Source organism: Janthinobacterium sp. FW305-129 (assembly GCF_020858115.1).
Taxonomy (GTDB): domain Bacteria; phylum Pseudomonadota; class Gammaproteobacteria; order Burkholderiales; family Burkholderiaceae_D; genus Janthinobacterium.
The window spans coordinates 214,660-234,514 of sequence record NZ_JACYMM010000010.1 but is presented as its reverse complement, the minus strand read 5'-3'; the positions used below and the strand labels follow the sequence as shown (position 1 = coordinate 234,514).

The window sequence follows — 19,855 nt, the reverse complement described above, 5'->3', positions numbered from 1 at the left end:
AGAACGGTTTACTCGGCCAGCACCGGCCTGGCGCCGCGCGCGTTCTGGAACAGCGGCACGGGATCATTGGTATTGACCTCGACCACCGTGACGCCCTGCACCACGCCAGCCACCTGGTAGCCGACGGCGCCCAGGTGGCGCTTGCCTTCGGCCAGGTTGGACCAGCTCAGCGAGACCGTCGCGGTGCCGCCCGTGTAGGCCGTGCCCGGCATCAGCGCCTTGAAGTTGCCGTTGTTCAAGCCGGGCGCCAGCACCCACGACGACAGGGTGTAGTCGGCCTGGCCGTTTTGCGGCGCAAAACCGATCACGCACACCTTGTACGTGCCGGCGGCGGGCAGGCGCAGTTCCACTTGCTCATTGGAACTTTCGTTGCCGCTGCTGCCGACCAGCACATTGGCGGCGTTGTAGACCTCCATGTCCATGTCGGTATTCGCCCCGCCCGTCGTTTCCGCATCGTAGGTGGCGAAGCGCGCCGCCAGGGTGCCGGCCGGGATCACCACGTTGTGCACGTTCACGCCCGTGGCGCCGCCCGCCTTGCAGGCAGCCGATGCGGCAGCGCCCGTCGCCGCCTGGCCGATCGTGCGCGACTCGCGCACGGCTTCGACCAGGCCCGACTTGACGCCCACCAGCGCGCCCGTGAAGCCCGTGCCCAGGGTCAGCACCTTGCTGCCCGTGGCCGCTTCGCTGCTGACCAGCGGAATGGCGGCCAGCGCCGTGCCGCGCGCCGTCAGCGGGCTGCGCACCGTGTGCGTGCCATCCGTCCAGCTCAGGGCGCCATAGGTCCAGGTATTGGCCGGCGCCGTGGTGCGCGTCAGCTTGACCTGGTACTGCGCCCTGGCGCCGGGCGCCAGGCTCAGGCTCGTTGGCGTCACCGCCACCGTGTAGCCGGGCAGGCTGGCCGAGACGTTGTAGACGGCGCTGCTGGCGCCCACGTTGGTCACCGTGCGCGTCAGTGTCTGCGTGCCCAGCACGTTGGCCGCCGTCAGCGACGCCAGGTTCAGGTTGTAGGCGGCGATGCCGCCGATGGCCTGGCACGTGGCGGCGCTGTAGACCTTCAGGTTCAGGCCGCACAAGAAGCGCGCATAGTCGATTTCCGACATGTCGTACACGAGGCCGGGATCGGCCGCGCTGTTCGGCGCGATGTGGCCGGCGCCCTGGCCCCACGGCAGCTGGCCCGAAGTCTTCGCCGTGGCATCCCACGACACGGAACCGTTCAAGCCATCGGAATACGTGCTGAAGGCCGTCGTCATCAGCGCCGACTTGATGGCCGCGGGCGACCAGTCCGGATGCTGCTGCTTGAGCAATGCCGCCACGCCCGCCACGTGCGGGCTGGCCATCGAGGTGCCGGAATAGAAATCCCACTCGGCCACGGGCGCCGCGCCGCCGGCCGCCACGGCATCGCGCTGCGCCTGCGTCAGGTCGGCCGTCACGCCGGCCAGCACGTTGGTGCCGGGCGCCGACAGGTCCGGTTTCAGGATGTTCGCATTGGCCACGTTCGGCCCGCGCGAGGAACGGTCGCTGACGATGGGCGCCTGCACCGTGGTGTCGGGGATCGTATGGACTTCGCCCAGCGCCGCCGTGCCGTCGGGCGTCGCCGCCATGAAGGCCTTCAGCGCGTCGCCCTGCGCCTGCGCCAGGTGCACGGTCGACAGCACGTGCGCCTGGTTGATGATGGTGTTGGCGCCGCCGGCCACGTTGGCGATGACCACGCCCGCCGCGCCCGCCGTCTTCGCGTTCGCGCTCTTGTTAACCAGCACGTTGCCGCCGCGGTCGCACACGAGTATCTTGCCCGCCACTTTCGCCGGGTCCAGATAGGCGGACACGGCATCGGCCGCGCCGAAGCAGCGCAGCAAATTGAGGTCCGTCGGCGGCACGCCGGCCAGGCCCGCGTCGCGCGACTGGATCAGCGGCAGCGCCGGCGTGTTCGCATTGCTCGACGCGCCCTCCAGCTTCGTGCCATTGCTGAGGATGACGTTGGCCGCGTACAAGCGGTTGTGGGTGGAATTGGCCACCGTCGCCAACCACGGGCTGATGTGCGAGACGGGCGCCGGCACGTCGGGCGCGGGCGTGGCCGGGCCGGAATTGCCGCCCGACGTGGCGACGAACACGCCGGCCGCCGCCGCGCCGAGGAAGGCCACTTCCGTCGGTTCGTCGAAAGCGCCGCCGCCCGCGTTCGGGCCGATGGAGAAGTTGATGACGTTGACGCCATCCTTCACGGCCTGGTCGATGGCGGCCACGCTGTCGGCCGTGGCGCAACCGTTGCGGCCCGTCGAGGCGGCCGTCCAGCAGACTTTATAGGCGGCGATGCGGGCGCGCGGCGCCATGCCCGAAGCCTTGCCCAGCGATACGCCGTTCGAGGTGGCCAGGGCGCCATTGTTGCCGCCGGCCGTGGAGGCCGTGTGCGTGCCATGGCCGCCGTGCCCCGTCAGGCCGGCGACGGAATCGCGCGGCGACAAAAATTCCGTCCAGTGCAGCGCCGAGGTGGCGGCGCGGTAGTAGCGCGCGCCGATCAGCTTGTTGTTGCAATTCTCGGCGGAGAAACCTTCGCCCGTCTGGCAAGTGCCCTGCCAGCTGGCCGGCGGCGCGCCGTACACGACATTGCTGCCGCTGTGGCTGGGCACGCCATTCTCGTCGAGGCGGTCGGCAAAGGCCGTGTTCTCGGGCCAGATGCCGCTGTCGACGATGCCGATGATGATGTCTTCGCCCGCGTGCGCCTTGCCGCCCAGCTGCTCCCAGATGCCGCCCGGCTTGTCCAGGCCCAGGAAACTGGGCGTGTAGCTGGTGTCGAGCTGCAGGATGGAGTCGGCGCTGATGCTGGCCACGCCGCTGTTTTTCTTCAGGGCCCGCACTTCATCATCCGTCAGCAAGGCGGAAAAGCCGTTGAAGACGACGCTGTACCGGTGCGTGACTTCCGCCGCGCTGACGGTGCCGGCCACGGCGGCCTGCCTGGTGTCGAGGTAATTCAGATAGGCCTGCACGTCGGCCGCGCCCACGTTGATGCGCGCGCCCGGCGCCGGCCTGGTGGCGGCCAGGCCATCGACCTGGCCCGTGTAGGTGGCGGCCGGCTTGTCGACCAGCTGCACGATGTAGGAGCGGCGTTCCTGCGCCTGCGCCGCTTGCGCCAGGCTGGCGGCCAGCAGGAGGATGGCGAGTGAAACTGGACGTAATTTCATCTCACGCTCCTTGCACGGTGGACGCGGCGAACTTGCCGCTGCGGCGGCGCGACAGCATGCCGATGGCGCCCAGGCCGGCCAGCATCAGCATGTAGGTCGACGGCTCCGGCACGGCGCTGATATTGATGTTATCGAGCGCAAACTGGCCCTGGTTAAAGGCGGGGAAATCGATGGAATTGCTGCACGCGCCCGTATCATTGAAAATGCAGGCGTTGAAGGTCAGGCCCGTGAAGGCGTAGTTGCTGAAGCCACCCAACAGGGAAGCGCTATGGAAATAGTAGTTGCCATCGCTGCCCTGGCCGGGAAATGCCAGCGAGGTGCTGACCACCTGGCCATTGCCGAGGGTGCCGCTCAGCTGCAATTCGCCCCACTGCATGTTCGGCAAGCCGGACACGGGCGCGATAAAGGAATAGTCGAAACCGGCCAGGGTGAATGCCTGGTGGTCGGCGCGCGCAAAGTTCACGCCGCCATCGTTGAGGATGGCCAGGTAATTGCCGCTGGCACCCTGCGGGCAGGCGGCGATATCGCACGACGAGCCCACGCGGCCGTCGAGGATAGCGCCCACGCCGCTGACGCCGCCGCCGGCCGCCGTCGTCGGGTCGGCCAGGAACAGCAGGTTGTAGCTCGACGTATTGAGCGTCTGGCCGCTTTCATACACGTCGGGACGCAAATTATCGAAGGTCAGGACATCGGCCATGGCCGGCGCCGAAGCCAGCACGGACAAGGTGGCCAGCGCGGCAAGGACGGTGGCGCGACCGCGGGTAGCGGGCGGATAGACGGTGGCGGGCGATACCCGCGCAGGTGATAAACGATTCATTCTATTCCCTTGATTGTTGTGGATAGATAGGTCGGCAGGTCTGTCGCCCGCTTTCAGCTTTTTCACAAAAGTGCCAACAAATATAGCAAATCGCATAAAACAAATATCATATTTTTAATATCATTTATTTATTTTTTATCTAAGCCTGCGAAACTTTGTTTTGTTTTATCTATGAGAGTTTGAGTAACCTCAACGTTACATTTGAACAACAATTCATCGCACGGCTGGCGTGTGCGCCAGCGTGCGGGCAGAACTTCGGATAAGCTCGAAAACCGCGCCTCCCGTCACGGCCAACCCGACCGTCACATCGCGGTACAACTGTTCCATCCTGGAACAGTCATCCATCCCCCTGCCCCGCATGACGCGCCCACCGCGGCTCTTGCAGCGATGGCATGAAGCTTGCACAACAAGGGGATCGACCGTGCTCAGGGAACCGCATCATGGAACACCATCAACTTGGCGCCCAGGCAGGCGCGCGCTCCCGGCCACGCCGGACCGTCCTGCTGTGCGGCGCGCTGGCGCTGGCTTTTTTCCTGCTGGCCACCAGGCTGGACCTGGCCGAACGGCTGACGCGCGCACTCTGGCGCCAGGAGCACTGGCAGCTCGATGAACTGGCCCTGAGCCTGCTGTTGCTGGTACTGGCGCTGGCCGGCTTTGCCGTGCGGCGCGGACGCCAGGTGGCGCTGCTGCTGGCGCAAAACCGCGCCCTCACGCAGCGCCTGCTGCGCGCGCAGGAAGAGGAGCGCTGCGCGCTGGCGCGCGAGCTGCACGATGAAGTGGGCCAGGACTGCACGGCCATCCGCGCCGCCGCCAGCTACATCCTGCGCGCGCGCGAAGGCGACCAGGCGAACGTGCAGGCTTGCGCCGCCAGCATCGCCCGCTCGTCGGAAGCGCTGCACGCGATGGTGCGCAGCATGCTGCGGCGGCTGCGCCCGCCAGTGCTCGACAGCCTGGGCCTGGCGCCGGCCCTGCAGGCGCTGTGCGACAGCTGGGCCCAGCAACACGGCATCGCCTGCCATTTCGCGCATTTCGCGCCGCACGCCATCCCCGCCAGCCTCGATGACGGCACGGCCACCGCCATCTACCGCCTGGTGCAGGAAGGCTTGACGAACGTGGCGCGCCACGCGGGCGCCGGCCATGCCACGGTGGAATTGCGCGCCGATGCGCACGGCGTGCTGCACCTGGCCATCGAAGACAATGGCCGGGGTTTGCGCCAGGACAAAACGGAAGAAGGCGGTTTCGGCATGCTGGGCATGCGCGAGCGCGTGGCCGGCTTGCGCGGCCATATCCGCTGGATCAGCGGGCTGGGCAACGGCTTGCGCATCGAAGTGGCGATGCCGCTGACGGCCGGTGCGGCATGAACGCGGCGCTGACCCCGGTCCGCGTGATGCTGGTGGACGACCATCCGGTGGTGCGCTCCGGTTACCGCCGGCTGCTGGAACAGGGCGGCGACATCGCCGTCGTGGCCGAGGCGGGCAATGGCGAAACGGCGTATGCCTTGTACCAGGAGCACGCGCCCGACGTCTGCGTGACGGATTTGTCCATGCCCGGCATCGGCGGCCTGGAATTGCTGCGCAAGCTGCTGGCCCGCGATGCCGGCGCGCGCGTGCTGGTATTTACCATGCACGACACGCCGCAGCTGATCGCGCGCGCGCTCGATGGCGGCGCCTGCGGCTTCGTCAGCAAGCAAGCCGACCCGGAACACCTGGTCGACGCCGTGCGCGCGGCCCACGCGGGCCGGCGCTACCTCGATCCGCACAGCGCGCCCGGCATGCTGCAAGGCACGGCCAGTGCGGAAGCCCAGCGCTTGAGCAGCCTGAGCCAGCGCGAATTCGAAATCTTCCGCCTGCTGGCCGAAGGCCGCAGCGCCGCCGACTGCGCCCGCCTGCTGCACCTGAGCAGCAAGACGGTGGCCAACCACCAGACCTGCATCCGGGAAAAGCTCGACGTGCCCGGCCCCGCCGCCCTCGTGCACCTGGCGCTGCGCAATGGCATTATTGAAAGTACCCACCCTTAAAATACATAGCGCAAGCCCGCATTCACGCTGCGCGGCGCGCCGGCCGCATAAAAGGTCGCGTTGACCATCGGATACTCGCCTCCCACGGCGGGCAATGGCCGGGCGGCAAAATTGCCGTTGGCGTCGAAGCCCGTGGCGCCCAGCTGGGCCGCCGTCGCATATTTGCGGTCGAACAGATTATTTACCTGGGCGAACACGCTGAGCCGTGGCGTCAACTGGTACTTGCCGTTCAGCTCCACCACGGCGTAGCCGCCGCTCTTGCCCGATCCCAGGTACGACGCCCCGCCCGCCTGGTGCCGGTTGTTTTCATTGCCGCGCGCATAGGAACTCGACACGGCCGTCATGGCCAGCCCCACCGTCCAGTCGCGTCCGCCTTGATAGTCCATGTGCGCCTTGAAAATGTGGCTCGGTGTCAGCGGTATCCGGTTGCCGGGCGTGATGACGATATTGCCTTCCAGGCCAGGCGCATCCGCATCGCTGCTGCTGTTGGCGCTGCCGTTGACCACTTCCCCGCTTTGGTACGTTGCCTGCAGCCACGTGTAGTTGACGCCGAAGTCCAGCGCGCCGGCCTTGCCGTCCAGCGCCAGCTCGACGCCCTGGTGGCGCGTCTTGCCGAAATTCTTGAAGTAGCCGAAACCGGCCTGGTTATCGGCCACGAACAGGATATCGTCGTGGTTTTCCGCGCGGAACACGCCCGCGCTCCAGCGGGCCACGTCGGCGAGCTTGCCGCGCAGGCCCGCTTCCCACGTCTTGGTGACCACCTGTTTCAAGGGCGGGTCACCGGCCATGGCGTTGGGCAGGCGGCAGGGGTTTTCCGGGTCGGCGCAGCCGAGCTCGATGGCCGTCGGCGTGCGGCTGCCTTCGTTGTAGCCGAGGTAGGCGCTCACGCCCGCGGCCGGCGCGTAGGCCAGGCCGATGGCGGGATTGAAGCGGCTGAAATGGTGGTCGCCATCGAGCGAGCCGCTGCCGCCGCCCGGCGTGATGGCGTCGCGGTTGTGCACGGTGCTGCGGTTGTAGCGGCCGGAGACAGTCAAGGTCAATGCTTGATTGAACGCAATGCTGTCGCTCGCATACACGCTCCACGTACGCATGCGCCCGCTCAAGTCGACCCGGTTGTCGACGGGCGTGCCGTCGTCGTCGATCTGCGTGCCGTCGGCAAAGAAGTCGACGGGCGTGATGCTGCGGTCCGGGTTCAGATAGCCGAACTGGCTGCTCTGGCGAAACGTGGCGTGGCTGGCATCGAAGGCGGCGCCGGCCGTGACGGCATGGCGCACGCCGGCCAGGTCGGCCAGCGCCGTGAACTGGCCCGACAAACCATAGTTTTCCTGCTCGGTATGGCTGCGGTTGAGCATGCCGTTGCATTTTTCGGCCGGTTCATCGTTCAGCAGCACGTTGGCTATGCAGCGCCACTTCGGAAATGGCGTATTCGACGCATTCGCCCCGCTGGCGGGATAGCCCGTGTAGCCGGCCGCCGCCAGCGCCGCCCGTTCTGCCGCGCCGGGCTGGTAGACGGACTGGTCGAGCGACTCGTCGTTCAGGTCGCCGTTGAAGGTGTGCGTGTCGATCTTGCGGTAGTACACATTGCCGGACAAGAGCAAGCCAGCGCCGGCCTGGTGCTTGCCCGTCAGGTTCAACAGAGTCGACTTGTTCTGCGTCAAGTCAGGCTTGGTGTAGACGCTGCGGTAGTCGCGCGCCAGCATGCGCTGTTCCTGCAAGCCGTTGCCCGTCAGCGCATTGTCGGCGTGGGCCACGGTGGCGGCAATGTCCGTGCGCGCGTCGCTCCAGCCCAGCTTGCCAAACAGCTGGCGCATGTCGGACGGGGAATCGTCGCGCCAGCCGTCTTCCTTGTAGCGGTTGCCCGTCACATACCAGTGCCAGCCCTGCGCATTGCTGCCGCCATGCTCGAATTCGACGCCGCGCCGTTTGTCGGACCCCAGGCGCGCTTCGACGGCCGTGCCGGGATTGCTCTTGCCATCCTTGGTTTGCAGGGCCAGCGCGCCGCCCAGGGTGTTCAGGCCGAACAGCGGGTTCGAGCCGGGCATCAAGGTCAGCGAGGCGATCGCCATGCGCGGAATCAAGTCCCAGCTGACGACGTCGCCGAACGGCTGGTTCAGGCGCATGCCGTCCAGGTAGACGGACAGGCCTTGCGGCGTGCCCAGCAGGGGCGAGGCCGTGTAGCCGCGGTAGCTGACGTCGGGCTGGAACGGGTTGTTCTGCACGTCATTGACATACACACTGCCCAGGTTGCGGCGCAGGAAGGCGGAAATGTCGAGCGCGCCACTATCGGCGATCTGCTGCGCGCTGGCCGTCTGCACGGGCGCGGCCAAGGCATCGCGCGGCTGCTCGACGGTGGGCAGCGGCATGCTGCCCGTGATGATGACGGTGGGCAAGTCGCCCGAGGTGGCCATCGCCGGTTCGGCGGCCTGCGCCTGGCACAGCGCCATGGCAGCGGCGGCCAATAAAGTCAGTTTCATGCGTCTCCCCGTTTTTATAGTGGTTTTATTACTGTCCAGTATCGGACAGCCACCGGGGATGGGCTAGGGAAAAACTCCCGCCGTGTACAGGTTCACCGTTGCAGGGGCAGGTAGCTCTGCTTGAGCTGGCGCAACACAAAGCTCGATTTGCTGTGGCGGATGCCGGGAATTTTATACAGGCGCTCGCGCAACAGGCGTTCGTAGTCGCGCGTGTCGCTCACCGCAATGCGCAGGTAGTAATCGTAGTCGCCGGACACAAGAAACGCTTCCAGTACTTCCGGGATCATGGCCAGCGCGTGGCCGAATTCGAACAGGGCCTGGTCGGAATGGTCGTCCAGCGTGACTTGCACGATGACGGTGTCGGCCAGCCCCACCTTGGCCGCGTTGACGTTCACCGTGTAGCCTTCGATGACGCCATCGTCTTCCATGCGCTTGATGCGCGCCCAGCATGGCGACGAGGTCAGGCCCACCTTGGCGCTCAGATCGTGCAGGCTGATGCGGGCGTCCTGCTGCAGGGCCGTCAGGATGGCGAGGTCGAATTTATCGAGCTTCATTCTGTTCTTTCACTATTTTGCAGCAAATTTTGCTGAATAATGCATTCTATACGAGAAAACCAGCAGCCTTTTCTGCCGCATCAGGCAGAAAATAAGGCCATGAAACCCGATCCCGCTCCCCTCCTCGCGCGCGCAGCCCACAACGGCGCCAGCACCCTGATCGATACCCTGCTGGCGCTGGGCGTCGACACCGTCTTCGGCTACCCGGGCGGCGCCGTGCTGCCCCTGTACGATGCGCTGCACGCCCAGCCCCGATTGCGCCACGTGCTGGTGCGCCACGAACAGGCGGCCGTGCACGCGGCCGAAGGCTATGCGCGCAGCACGGGCCGGCCCGGCGTCGTCTTCGTCACGTCCGGCCCCGGCATGAGCAACACCACCACGGGCTTGCTCGACGCCCTGTGCGATTCGATCCCCGTGATCTGCATCAGCGGCCAGGTGGCCACCACCAGCATCGGCACGGACGCCTTCCAGGAATGCGACGCGCTGGGCATTTCGCGCCCCGTCACCAAGTGGAACCGGCAAATCCGCACGGCCGACGAGACGGCGGCCGTCGTGCAGGAAGCGTATGCGCAAGCCACGCAGGGCCGGCCCGGCCCCGTGCTGGTCGATTTTCCCAAGGATCTGCAGCTGGCGCCGGTGCAGGCAACGACGGTACTTGCCCCTCCCACGCCGGCCCCGGTGGCGCCACCGGCCGCCTCCGATCTCGCACTGGCCGCCAGCCTGATCGCCTCCGCGCGCCAGCCCGTGTTCTATGGCGGCGGAGGGCTCATCAATTCCGGCCCGGACGCCTGCGCCGCATTTGGCCAGCTGGTGAAACTGGCGGCCGCGCCGTGTACATTAACCCTGCTGGGCCTGGGCGCCTTTCCCGCCTCGCACCCGGCCTTCCTGGGCATGCTGGGCATGCACGGCACCCTGGAAGCGAACCTGGCCATGCACCATGCGGACCTGGTGATTTGCGTCGGCGCCCGCTTCGACGACCGCGTCACGGGCAGGCTGGACGCCTTTTGTCCTGGCGCAAAGGTCATCCACGTCGACATCGATCCGGCCTCGATTGGCAAGGTGGTGCGCGCCGACGTGGCCCTGCGCGGCGACTGCGCGCCCGTGCTGGCGGCCCTGCTGGCGCAGCTGCGCGGGCGATTGCTGGCGGACCGCCAGCCGTGGTGGCAGCGCATCGACGGCTGGCGCGCGCAGGATTCGCTGGCGTTCGTCGACACGCCCGAGGTGATCGCGCCGCAGGCGCTGATGCGGCGGCTGCAGGCGGCGCTCGACAGCATGGACAGCGGCGACGCCATCGTCTCGACCGACGTGGGCCAGCACCAGATGTGGGCGGCGCAGCATTTGCGCTTCGAGCAGCCCCGGCGCTGGCTGACCTCGGGCGGCGCCGGCACCATGGGTTATGGCTTGCCGGCCGCCATCGGCGCGCAGATCGCCCACCCGGATGCCTGCGTCGTGTGCGTCAGCGGCGACGCGTCGATCCTGATGAATATCCAGGAACTGGCCACGGCCGTGCAGCACCGCCTGCCCGTGAAGGTGGTGTTGTCGAACAATGGCTACATGGGCATGGTGCGCCAGTGGCAGGAACTGATACACGGCGGGCGCTACAGCCACAGCTACACGGAAGCGCTGCCCGATTTCGTCGCCCTGGCGCGCGCCTTCGGCTGGCAGGCGCACACGGTGAGCCGGCGCGAGGAACTCGACGGGGCATTGACGACCTGCCTGGCGTCCGAGGGCCCGTATTTCCTCGACGTGCGCGTGCATGGCGCGGAAAACTGCTTCCCCATGCTGGCGCCCGGCGCGGGCCACCATGAAGTCACTTTGGCAAAAGGCGTGGTATTCCAGGAACCCGCTACGTAAAACCTATCCCCCCGCAGCGTCCCGATGCCTGACAAAACCGTAGCGAGCGGAAGGGAGAGGTGGCTAAGAAGCGCAACCGTACTCTAGTACGGTGAGCATCGCAGGCCGCCTATACCGACGCGCAGTAGGTTTGGTCAGGCATCAAGCCCATATGCGATAGACCCAGTAACTCTCGTCGTCGCGGCTGGCGCGCGCCAGTTCGGTGGGACTCAAGCCCGTGATGGCGCGCACTTCGCGGCACAGGTGGGCCTGGTCGGCGTAACCGCCATCGGCGGCGATATCGCTCCATGCGGCATTGCCTTGCAGCATGGCCTCGCGCGCGTCGAGAAACGACTGTTCCGCGCGGTGCATGCGGCGCAGGGTGCGCATGGGCTGGCCGGCCCAGGCCTTGATGCGGCGCTCGATATTGCGCACGCCGCTGGCCAGGCCCGTCGATGCTGCCTGCACGCCCAGGCGGCGCACCCAGTCTTGCACGGCGCCGGCCGGATGGTCGCCGTTCTTGCGCGCCACCGCCCAGCGCGGCGCGAGAAAATCCTCCACCAGCCTGACGCGCGCGGCATCGTCGGGCGCGGCCAGCACGGCATCGGACAGCGCCAGCCAGTCGGCGTCGAACAGGGGTTCGAGCGGGCGCACCTGGTCGAACAGGACGGCCATGTCGATGCCCGTCAGCGCATGCAGGGCGGCCGGATACAGCATCACCATGAACGAGTGCACGGGGCCGGGGTTGTAGCTGACCAGCGGATAGCCGCGCGGGCCGCTGAACAGGGCGGGCGGCATGCGCACCTGCAGCAAATCGGGGCCGGGCGCCGCCGCCTCGACCTCGCCCGCGACGGTCCACAGCAGGCAGCACATGGGCGTGGCGGGAAAGCGGTTCAGGCGCTGCGCGGGCGGCAATGGCGCGCTGCGCGTGGTGTCGCGCACGAGGAAGGCGCGCACGCAGGAAGCGAGCGCGGTGCGCGGCGCGATCAGACGGGTCAGGGGCATAGGGGCGGCAGGCATGGCGACGATTGTACCGGCAAAGCCGGGCGCCGCGCGATGTCGTATTCGTTCAAGACGCTCGCCGGCAAGCGCGCTACAGTGATGTCATTGTCGCCATCCACCAGGAGTACGCCATGCCACCGCTCGACCACGCCGCCGCCCCCGCCACCGCCCTGCGCCAGATCCGCCAGTTGCCGGGGCCGTTCGCGCTGCCCATCATCGGCAACGCGCTGCAAGTAAGACTGCCGCGTATCCACCGCGACGTGGAAGGCTGGGTACGGCGCTACGGCCCCCTCATGCGCGCCTGGTTCGGCCGCACGCTGGTGCTGGTGGTGGCCGACAGCGAGGCGGTGTCGGCCGTGCTGCGCGACCGCCCGGACGGCTTCCGGCGTCCGCTGTCGAGCTACACGATTTCCGTGGAAATGGGCGGCATCCCCGGCCTGTTCCTGGCCGAGGGCGGCGAGTGGCGCAACCAGCGCCGCATGGTGATGGCCGGCATGGCGCCGGGCGCCATCAAGGCGTATTTCCCCGCGCTGGTGACGGTGGCGCAGCGCCTGCAGCGGCGCTGGCATCTTGCCGCCACGCAAGGCAAGGCGATCGACCTGGACGGCGACCTGAAACGCTACACGGTCGACATCATCGCCGGCCTGGCCTTCGGCACTGCAGTCAACACGCTGGAATCGGGCGAAGACGTGATCCAGCGCCACCTCGACGCGATCCTGCCCGCCGTGGCGCGGCGCAGCCTGTCGATGGTGCCGTACTGGCGCTACTTCAAGCTGCCCGTCGACCGCCGGCTGGACCGCGACGTGGCGGCGCTGGACGTGGCCGTGGCCGACCTGGTGCGGCAGGCCCGCACCCGCCTGGAACGCGATCCCGCCCGGCGCGTGCGGCCGCCCAACCTGCTCGAAGCCATGATCGCCGCCGCCGACGAAGCCGGCAGCGGCGTGGACGACCGCGCCGTGGCCGGCAATGTGCTGACCATGCTGCTGGCGGGCGAAGACACGACGGCCAACACGATCTCCTGGATGATTTATTTGCTGCAAAGCAATCCGCATACCCTGGCGAAGGCGCGCGAGGAAGTGCGGCGCCTGGCACCCGACGCGGCGCACTTCACCCTGGCGCAGATGGACAGCCTCGACTACCTGGGCGCCTGCGCCAGCGAAGCCATGCGTCTGAAACCGGTGGCGCCCTACATCCCGCTCGAGGCGCTGCGCGACACGGTGGTGGGCGACGTGGCCGTGCCCGCCGGCAGCATGCTGTGGTGCGTGATGCGCCACGACAGCGTGTCCGATGCGCACTTTCCCGACGCGCAAGCGTTCAAGCCCGAGCGCTGGCTGGCCGGCAATGCGGAAGCCAGCGACAAGCGCGCCGCCATGCCGTTCGGCGCCGGCTTGCGCACGTGCCCGGGCCGCTACCTGGCCTTGTTGGAAATCAAGATCGCCATGGCCATGCTGCTGGGCAGCTTCGACATCGCCGGCGTCGATACGCCCGATGGCGGCGAGGCGCAGGAACTGATGGGCTTTGTGATGTCGCCCATCGGCCTGACCATGCGCCTGGCGCCGCCGCAGTGATACCATGAGGGAATCTCAGTCAACGTGCTTTCCCCCATGCAAATTCACCTGGAATCGCCGCAGCAAGCCGATGTGCAGACCCTGATCGCCGAGCTTGATGCATATCAACAAACGCTGTATCCGGCCGAGTGCGTCTATTCACTGGATCTGGCCTCCGTGCCGCCGGACACCCTGCTGTTTGCCGTCGCCCGCGATGCGGCGGGCGCGGCGCGCGCCTGCGGCGCCATCGTCGTCACGCCCGCATTCGGCGAGCTCAAGCGCATGTATGTGCACCCGGACAGCCGCGGCCTGGGCCTGGCCAAGCGCCTGCTGGCCCTGCTGGAAGAGCAGGCGCTGGCGCGCGGCTGCCGCCTGCTGACCCTGGAAACGGGCATCCACCAGCCGGAAGCCATCGCCCTGTACGCGCGCCACGGCTACCAGCGGCGCGGACCGTACGGCGACTATCCCGACGATCCATTCAGTGTCTTCATGGAAAAACCGCTGCAGGCGGCGGCATGAGCGCGCCCAGCGACAGCCTGCTCGATATCCGCGCGCGCCTGCGCGCCTTTGCCGACGAGCGCGACTGGGACCAGTTCCACACGCCGAAAAACCTTGCCATGGCCCTGTCCGTGGAAGTGGCGGAACTGGCCGAACACTACCAGTGGCTGCCGACGGGCGTGGATAGCGAACTGGACGAAGCCAGGCGCGCGGGCATCCGCCACGAGCTGGCCGACGTGCTGATGTATTTGGTACGGCTGGCCGACAAGAGCGGCGTCAACCTGCACGCGGCCGTGCTGGAAAAGATGGAACTCAACGCGCAGAAGTATCCGGCGCAGCAGGTGCGCGGCGACGCGCGCAAATATAGCGAATACTGATAGACCCACGCGTGCGTGGCAGCTGCGCAAAAAAGCGTAGCATCAGGCCATGCGCATTCATCCCTCCCTGCTGCTGGTTCTGCTGCTCCATGGCGCTGTTGCGCTGGCGCAAACCGCGCCCGTGCCGCAAGTGAAAGTGGACGCCACGCGCGACCCCGTCGATAAATCGTATCGCAAGATGCTGCAGGGCGTGGACCGCTTCGAGCGCGACCATGCGCTGGCGCCGCAGGCCGTGCTGCGCTTTCGTTTGCTGCCGCGCCAGCCCGGCGTGGACATGACGGGCGTGCAGCTGCGCATCGCCGGCGACACCGTCAGCATCCCGTTACCATTGGCAGAGGACAACAGCTTTGCCCCCGTGCGCCATGCGCAAGCGGCACGCGAGGATGCCGTGCTGATCGCCAACCGCAAGGCGTCCACCATGAGCTGGCGCGCGCAGGTGATCACGCCCGGCTTGCCTCCCGGCACGCGGCGCCTGGGCGACCTGCGCCTGGAATGCCGCGCCGGCATGGATTCGGGGCTGATCTCGAACGATCCGCAAATCATCGCCTGGCTGTCCAGCATGCTCTACAGCACTGATAAAGTGTGTTCCGAGCCGGACGGCAATTATCTGTTCTTCACGGACCGCCCCCTGTTCGGCGTGACCCTCGTGCATGGGGAGCGGCGCCTGGCCCTGCCGTTCACCATGCTGTACGCGGGCGGCGAGCAGACGCCCGCCTCGCTGCCCTATTGCGATTGCCAGGTCTTGCTCGACCGCACGTATTACGCGCCCCTGTGGGATGCCAGCTGGCCCGACGACACCCTGCTGGAATTTGACTATATGGACGAGGTGGCGCCATGAAATGGCTGATCTTTCCCCTGCTGGCGCTGCTGGCCGCCTGTTCCGGCACGCGCGCCTTGCAGGCAAGCAAGAATGTACCTTACGCTACGCTGCAACAGACGGTGCAGCCGGGCAGCAGCACGCGCGAACAGGTGCGCGCCGCGCTGGGCGACAGCACCTCGATCCGCTTCGACAGCGGCTATGAAGTGTGGATGTACAGCTACCCGGCCGCCTCGGGCGCGCAGGGCGAATATGTGATCTTGTTTGGCGGGGATGGGGTGGTGAAGAAGGTGCGCAGCGGCGAGGTGTACCGGGTACGGAAGTAGCTCCCGCCAGCGTTGCACTGGCGGGATGATGGTCTTAGCGTGCCTTCAGCAAGGCGCGCGCCGCCACGCCAGCACCCACGCTGCGGCCCACGCCGGCAGCCTTGCGCTTGGGCGAGGCCTTCAGTTTGAAGATGCCGATCGACTGGGCCACGCTCTCGGTGCGCTGCGCCAGGTTGGTGGCGGCCGCGGCGGCCTGCTCCACCAGCGCCGCGTTCTGCTGCGTGATGCCATCCATGTGAATGACGGCCTGGTTGACTTGCCCGATGCCCTGGTTCTGCTCGCGCGTGGTCGAGGAAATCTCGTCCATCATTTCCGTCACGCGGGCCACCGAAGCGATCACTTCCGCCATGGTGGCGCCCGCATTGCTGGTCAGCACGCTGCCCGCGTTCACGGTGGCGATCGAATGGTCGATCAGGTTTTTCACCTCTTTCGCCGCGGTGGCCGAGCGCTGCGCCAGGCTGCGCACTTCGCCGGCCACGACGGCAAAGCCGCGGCCGTGCTCGCCCGCGCGGGCCGCTTCCACGGCCGCGTTCAAGGCCAGGATATTCGTCTGGAAGGCGATGCCGTCGATCAGGCCGATGATGTCGAGAATCTTGCGCGACGAGCTGCTGATCTCGTCCATCGTGGTGACTACTTCGCTGACGATGGTGCCGCCCTTGGCAGCGATGGTGGACGCCTGCACCGCCAGGTCGTTGGCCGTGGACACGTGGTCGGCGCTGTTTTGCACGGTGGACGTCAGTTCTTCCATGCTGGCCGCCGTCTGCTCCAGGCTGGACGCCTGCGATTCCGTGCGGCTGGACAGATCCATATTGCCCGTGGCGATTTCCGCCGTGGTGATGCGGATATCCTCGAAGTTGGCGCGCACGTCGCCGATGATGCTGTGCAAGTTGATATTGGTCTGGCGCAAGGCCGCCATCAATTGACCCATATCATCATCGCGCACCTTGTCGATGACGCCCGTCAAGTCGCCGCCGGCCATCTTGCGCGCCACCGTGATGGCGTCGCCCAGCGGCGCGACGAGGGAATTGTGCAGATGGGCCCAGAAATACAGCATCAGCGCGACAGCGGCGGCGGCAGCGCCGCTGAGCCAGCTGCGCGTGGCCGTGCTCGTGTCGCCGTCGATATTCCACACGGCGCAGCCGAGGATGGCCAGCACCACGCCAAAGACGATGCAATGCAGGGCCAGGTCTTGCGACAGGGTCAGCTTGCGCCACTCGGCCAGCCTGGCGGCCCAGCCCTGGCGCACGACGCGGCCGTTGCGGATCGCCAGATTGGCGCTATTGCCGTCTTTAAAACTTTTATACAGGGCCGACGCCTCGTTGATCTGCTCGCGCGTGGGCTTGGTGCGCACGGACATATAGCCGATCGGGCGGCCGTTTTCGATGACGGGCGTGATATTGGCGAAGACCCAATAAAAGTCGCCATTCTTGCAGCGGTTCTTGACCATGCCCGTCCAGGGCATGCCCGTCTTGATGGTGTCCCACAGGTCGGCGAACGCTTCGGCCGGCATATCGGGATGACGCAGAATATTCTGTGGCGCACCCAGCAGTTCCATTTCTGAAAAGCCGCTGACTTCAATGAAATACTGATTGGCGTAATTGATGTTTCCCTGTAAATCCGTCGTGGAAACAATCGTCATGCCTTCATTTAATACGTATTCATTTTGCGTGATAGGCGTATTGACCCGCATCGTCGCTCCTCTATTTTTTTTCAACTAGCATAACAAAAACATAAAAACAATATACCACATCAAGCACCCATGATATATCGCTCCGGCGACAGTGACGCCAGTCAAACAATTTAATAAAAGATAATTCATTTATGTTTTAGAATTTACTTTGACTCAACTTGGTTGATTTTATTGAAATGCAAAATTCGAATTGGGTGCATATACAATAATTAATAAAAAATTATGTATCGATGCGGCAAGCAATAAACACGGTACTTGTGCCGATAAAAAGACAGCGAGCGGTTGTAATAACGGCCGGCGCATGGCTACGCCTGCCGCCAACCATAACGCGGCAACAATGTTCATTTCTTGAGGGAAAATAAAAACTGGCGCGAACGCGCCAGTGGGGGATGTGTCTCCAATCCGCGACACAGGCGCCGGAGAGGCGCCTGCGTCGGGATGGCTTACTTGAATGATTTACGCGGCGGCGATTTCGGACGCGGTGGCGCGGGTTTGCGCTCCGTCGTGCCGTCGTCGAGGCTGATGCGCAGCTTCTGGCCCGAGACCACGACCGATTTCAGGTGGTCGAGGATTTCCGGCGGCATGCCTTCCGGCAAGTCCAGCACGCTATAGTTGTCAAAGATATCGATGCGGCCGATATGCTTGGCTTCCAGGTTCGCTTCGTTGGCGATGGCGCCCACGATGTTGCTTGGCGTTACGGCATGCTCACGGCCCACTTCGATGCGGTACGCCGTCACGCCCGGGCGTGGACGTTCCTTCTTCGGCGCGCGCGGCGCAGGTGCCGCCTCGCCCGCATCCGCTGGCGCGGACTTGGCGGCGAACGGCTTGCGCGGCGCGGCTGGCGGCGCCAGGTCCGGCGCGTCGCCGTCGCGGCTGATGCGCAACTGCTGGCCCGCTACCCACACGGTTTTCAGCTGGTCCAGCAATTCTTTCGGCATGCTGTCTGGCAAGTCCAGGACGCTGTAGTCGTCATAGATTTCGATGCGGCCGATGTTTTTCGAATCGATGCCCGCTTCGTTGGCGATGGCGCCCACGATATTGCCCGGTTTTACGCCATGCTGATGACCTACCTCAATACGGAAGGTCTGCATGCCGGCGTCGGCCGGGCGCTGGATGCGCTCTTTTTTCGGGAAGGCCGGGCGTTCGCTGCGCTCGTTACGGTCGAAGCGGTCGCCCCGTTCCGGACGGTCATTGCGTTCGAAGCGGTCTTGGCGCACAGGACGGTCGTCTTGCCACGTGGCTTGCTCGCGCGCCTTGTTCTTGTCCAGCAGCAGCGGCACATTGCCACGCGCCATCTTCGCCAGGGCAGCGGCGATTTCGATGGCGGGAATGTTCTGTTCGCGCTCGAAATCTTCGATCAGCGACTGGAACTGCTCCAGCTCGCCCAGGGCCAGGGTTTCGCTGATCTGTTCCTTGAACTTGGCGATGCGCACGTCGTTGACGGCCTGGATGGTCGGCAGTTCCAGCATGCCGATCGGCTGGCGGGTCGAGCGTTCGATGGCTTTGAGCAAGTTCTTTTCACGCGGGGTGATGAACAGGATCGCTTCGCCGCTGCGGCCGGCGCGGCCCGTGCGGCCGATGCGGTGGGTATAGCTTTCCGGATCGTGCGGCACGTCGTAGTTGACGACGTGGCTGATGCGCTCGACGTCCAGGCCGCGGGCGGCCACGTCGGTTGCCACGAGGATGTCGATCTTGCCGTCTTTCAACTGCTGGATCGTGCGCTCGCGCTGCGCTTGCTGGATGTCGCCATTGATGGCGGCCGCCGAGAAACCGCGTGCCTGCAGCTTGCCGGCCAGCTCTTCCGTGCCCAGCTTGGTGCGGGCGAAGATGATCATGCCGTCAAACGCTTCCGCTTCCAGGATGCGCGTCAAGGCGTCGAGCTTGTGCATGCCCGACACCAGCCAGTAGCGCTGGCGGATGTTGTCGGCCGTGCCCGTCTTGGCGGCAACCGTCACTTCGGCCGGGTTCACCAGGTAGGTGGTGGCGATGCGCTTGATGACGGAAGGCATGGTGGCCGAGAACAGCGCCGTTTGATGGCCTTCCGGGGTTTCTTTCAAGATACGTTCAACGTCGTCGATAAAGCCCATGCGCAGCATTTCATCGGCTTCGTCCAGCACCAGGGTTTTCAGCTTGGACAGGTCGAGCGAACCCTTGTCCAGGTGATCGATGACGCGGCCCGGGGTGCCGACGATGACGTGCACGCCGCGGCGCAGGGCCGACAGCTGCGGGCCGTAGCTTTGGCCGCCGTAGATCGGCAGCACGTGGAAGCCGGGAATGTGGGCGGCGTACACCTGGAACGCTTCGGCGACCTGGATGGCCAGTTCGCGCGTCGGTGCCAGGACCAGGGCTTGGGGTGAGCTTTGTTTCAGATCAATGCGCGACAGGATAGGCAAGGCGAAGGCGGCGGTCTTACCCGTGCCCGTTTGCGCCTGGCCCAGCACGTCGCGGTTAGCGAGCAATAATGGAATCGTGGCCGCCTGGATAGGCGACGGTGTTTCGTAACCGACATCCTTGAGCGCGCGAATCAGCGGCTCGCTCAGGTTAAGGTCGGAAAATAAGGAAATTGGTGTATCAGACATGAAATCACTCACAAGTTCGCTCGAATCGCCCAATGCGAAAGAGTGTATCTGCTAGTTTACTCTTTACTGGACCGTACCGGGTGGAACGAGGCGGCAGAACGCCATTTTTTGCATCCTAAAACGCAGAAAAATCGGCGATCCGCACGCAATT

Annotated in this window: 15 protein-coding genes; 8 read left to right on the top strand and 7 right to left on the bottom strand. The window is 65.7% G+C overall.

The window, feature by feature from the left end; genetic code table 11:
• Positions 1–8: 8 nt before the first annotated feature.
• Together IGS61_RS27990 and IGS61_RS20915 are read right to left on the bottom strand one after the other, a co-directional pair.
• Positions 9–3,173, bottom strand: coding sequence for a S8 family serine peptidase (locus IGS61_RS27990; protein ID WP_329958079.1), 3,165 nt, complete (start codon positions 3,171–3,173; stop codon positions 9–11).
• 1 nt (position 3,174) lies between these two features.
• Positions 3,175–3,990, bottom strand: coding sequence for an NF038120 family PEP-CTERM protein (locus IGS61_RS20915; RefSeq protein WP_230541397.1), 816 nt, complete (start codon positions 3,988–3,990; stop codon positions 3,175–3,177).
• A gap of 440 nt (positions 3,991–4,430) precedes the next feature.
• Here IGS61_RS20915 and IGS61_RS20910 point away from each other — a divergent pair, with 440 nt between their 5' ends.
• Complete coding sequence (locus tag IGS61_RS20910; RefSeq protein WP_230541396.1) at positions 4,431–5,351, top strand: histidine kinase; 921 nt, start codon at positions 4,431–4,433, stop codon at positions 5,349–5,351.
• Positions 5,348–6,007, top strand: a complete 660-nt coding sequence (locus IGS61_RS20905) for a response regulator (RefSeq protein ID WP_230541395.1) — start codon at positions 5,348–5,350, stop codon at positions 6,005–6,007. The genes IGS61_RS20910 and IGS61_RS20905 overlap by 4 nt, the downstream gene beginning before the upstream one ends.
• Here the strand turns inward: IGS61_RS20905 and IGS61_RS20900 are convergent.
• Together IGS61_RS20900 and IGS61_RS20895 are read right to left on the bottom strand one after the other, a co-directional pair.
• On the bottom strand, positions 6,004–8,481 hold the full coding sequence (locus IGS61_RS20900; RefSeq protein ID WP_230541394.1) for a TonB-dependent receptor: 2,478 nt from the start codon (positions 8,479–8,481) through the stop codon (positions 6,004–6,006). The two genes, IGS61_RS20905 and IGS61_RS20900, sit on opposite strands and share 4 nt — an antisense overlap.
• Positions 8,482–8,573: 92 nt before the next feature.
• Positions 8,574–9,035 carry an Lrp/AsnC family transcriptional regulator gene (locus tag IGS61_RS20895; RefSeq protein ID WP_070217690.1) on the bottom strand — a complete coding sequence of 154 codons (462 nt, stop codon included), beginning with the start codon at positions 9,033–9,035 and terminating at the stop codon, positions 8,574–8,576.
• A gap of 99 nt (positions 9,036–9,134) precedes the next feature.
• Between IGS61_RS20895 and ilvB the strand changes: the two genes are divergently transcribed.
• Positions 9,135–10,889, top strand: a complete 1,755-nt coding sequence (gene ilvB, locus IGS61_RS20890; protein ID WP_230541393.1) for a biosynthetic-type acetolactate synthase large subunit — start codon at positions 9,135–9,137, stop codon at positions 10,887–10,889.
• A gap of 141 nt (positions 10,890–11,030) precedes the next feature.
• Here the strand turns inward: ilvB and IGS61_RS20885 are convergent, their stop codons facing one another.
• Entirely contained in the window at positions 11,031–11,888 is an 858-nt protein-coding gene (locus IGS61_RS20885) for a helix-turn-helix domain-containing protein (protein ID WP_230541392.1), read from the bottom strand.
• Between the two features lie 113 nt (positions 11,889–12,001).
• On the opposite strand from IGS61_RS20885, the gene IGS61_RS20880 reads away from it, so the two are divergent.
• From IGS61_RS20880 to bamE, 5 genes are read left to right on the top strand one after another with little or no spacing between them, the layout of a single operon-like run.
• Positions 12,002–13,438 (top strand): cytochrome P450, encoded by a 1,437-nt coding sequence (locus IGS61_RS20880; protein ID WP_230541391.1) that lies wholly within the window; start codon positions 12,002–12,004, stop codon positions 13,436–13,438.
• 36 nt (positions 13,439–13,474) lie between these two features.
• The gene (locus IGS61_RS20875; protein ID WP_230541390.1) at positions 13,475–13,936 is read left to right on the top strand and encodes a GNAT family N-acetyltransferase; all 462 of its coding nucleotides are present in this window, start codon (positions 13,475–13,477) and stop codon (positions 13,934–13,936) included.
• Positions 13,933–14,292: a nucleotide pyrophosphohydrolase gene (locus IGS61_RS20870; protein ID WP_230541389.1), complete on the top strand. Its 360-nt coding sequence runs from the start codon at positions 13,933–13,935 to the stop codon at positions 14,290–14,292. The genes IGS61_RS20875 and IGS61_RS20870 overlap by 4 nt, the downstream gene beginning before the upstream one ends.
• 49 nt (positions 14,293–14,341) lie before the next feature.
• Complete coding sequence (locus IGS61_RS20865) at positions 14,342–15,130, top strand: hypothetical protein (protein WP_230541388.1); 789 nt, start codon at positions 14,342–14,344, stop codon at positions 15,128–15,130.
• Entirely contained in the window at positions 15,127–15,435 is a 309-nt protein-coding gene (gene bamE, locus IGS61_RS20860) for an outer membrane protein assembly factor BamE domain-containing protein (protein ID WP_230541387.1), read from the top strand. The genes IGS61_RS20865 and bamE overlap by 4 nt, the downstream gene beginning before the upstream one ends.
• Before the next feature lie 34 nt (positions 15,436–15,469).
• On the opposite strand, the gene IGS61_RS20855 is transcribed toward bamE, so the two are convergent.
• Positions 15,470–17,125, bottom strand: a complete 1,656-nt coding sequence (locus tag IGS61_RS20855) for a methyl-accepting chemotaxis protein (RefSeq protein WP_230541386.1) — start codon at positions 17,123–17,125, stop codon at positions 15,470–15,472.
• A 443-nt stretch (positions 17,126–17,568) separates the two neighbouring features.
• Positions 17,569–19,704: a DEAD/DEAH box helicase gene (locus IGS61_RS20850; RefSeq protein ID WP_230541385.1), complete on the bottom strand. Its 2,136-nt coding sequence runs from the start codon at positions 19,702–19,704 to the stop codon at positions 17,569–17,571.
• Between the last annotated feature and the right edge of the window lie 151 nt (positions 19,705–19,855).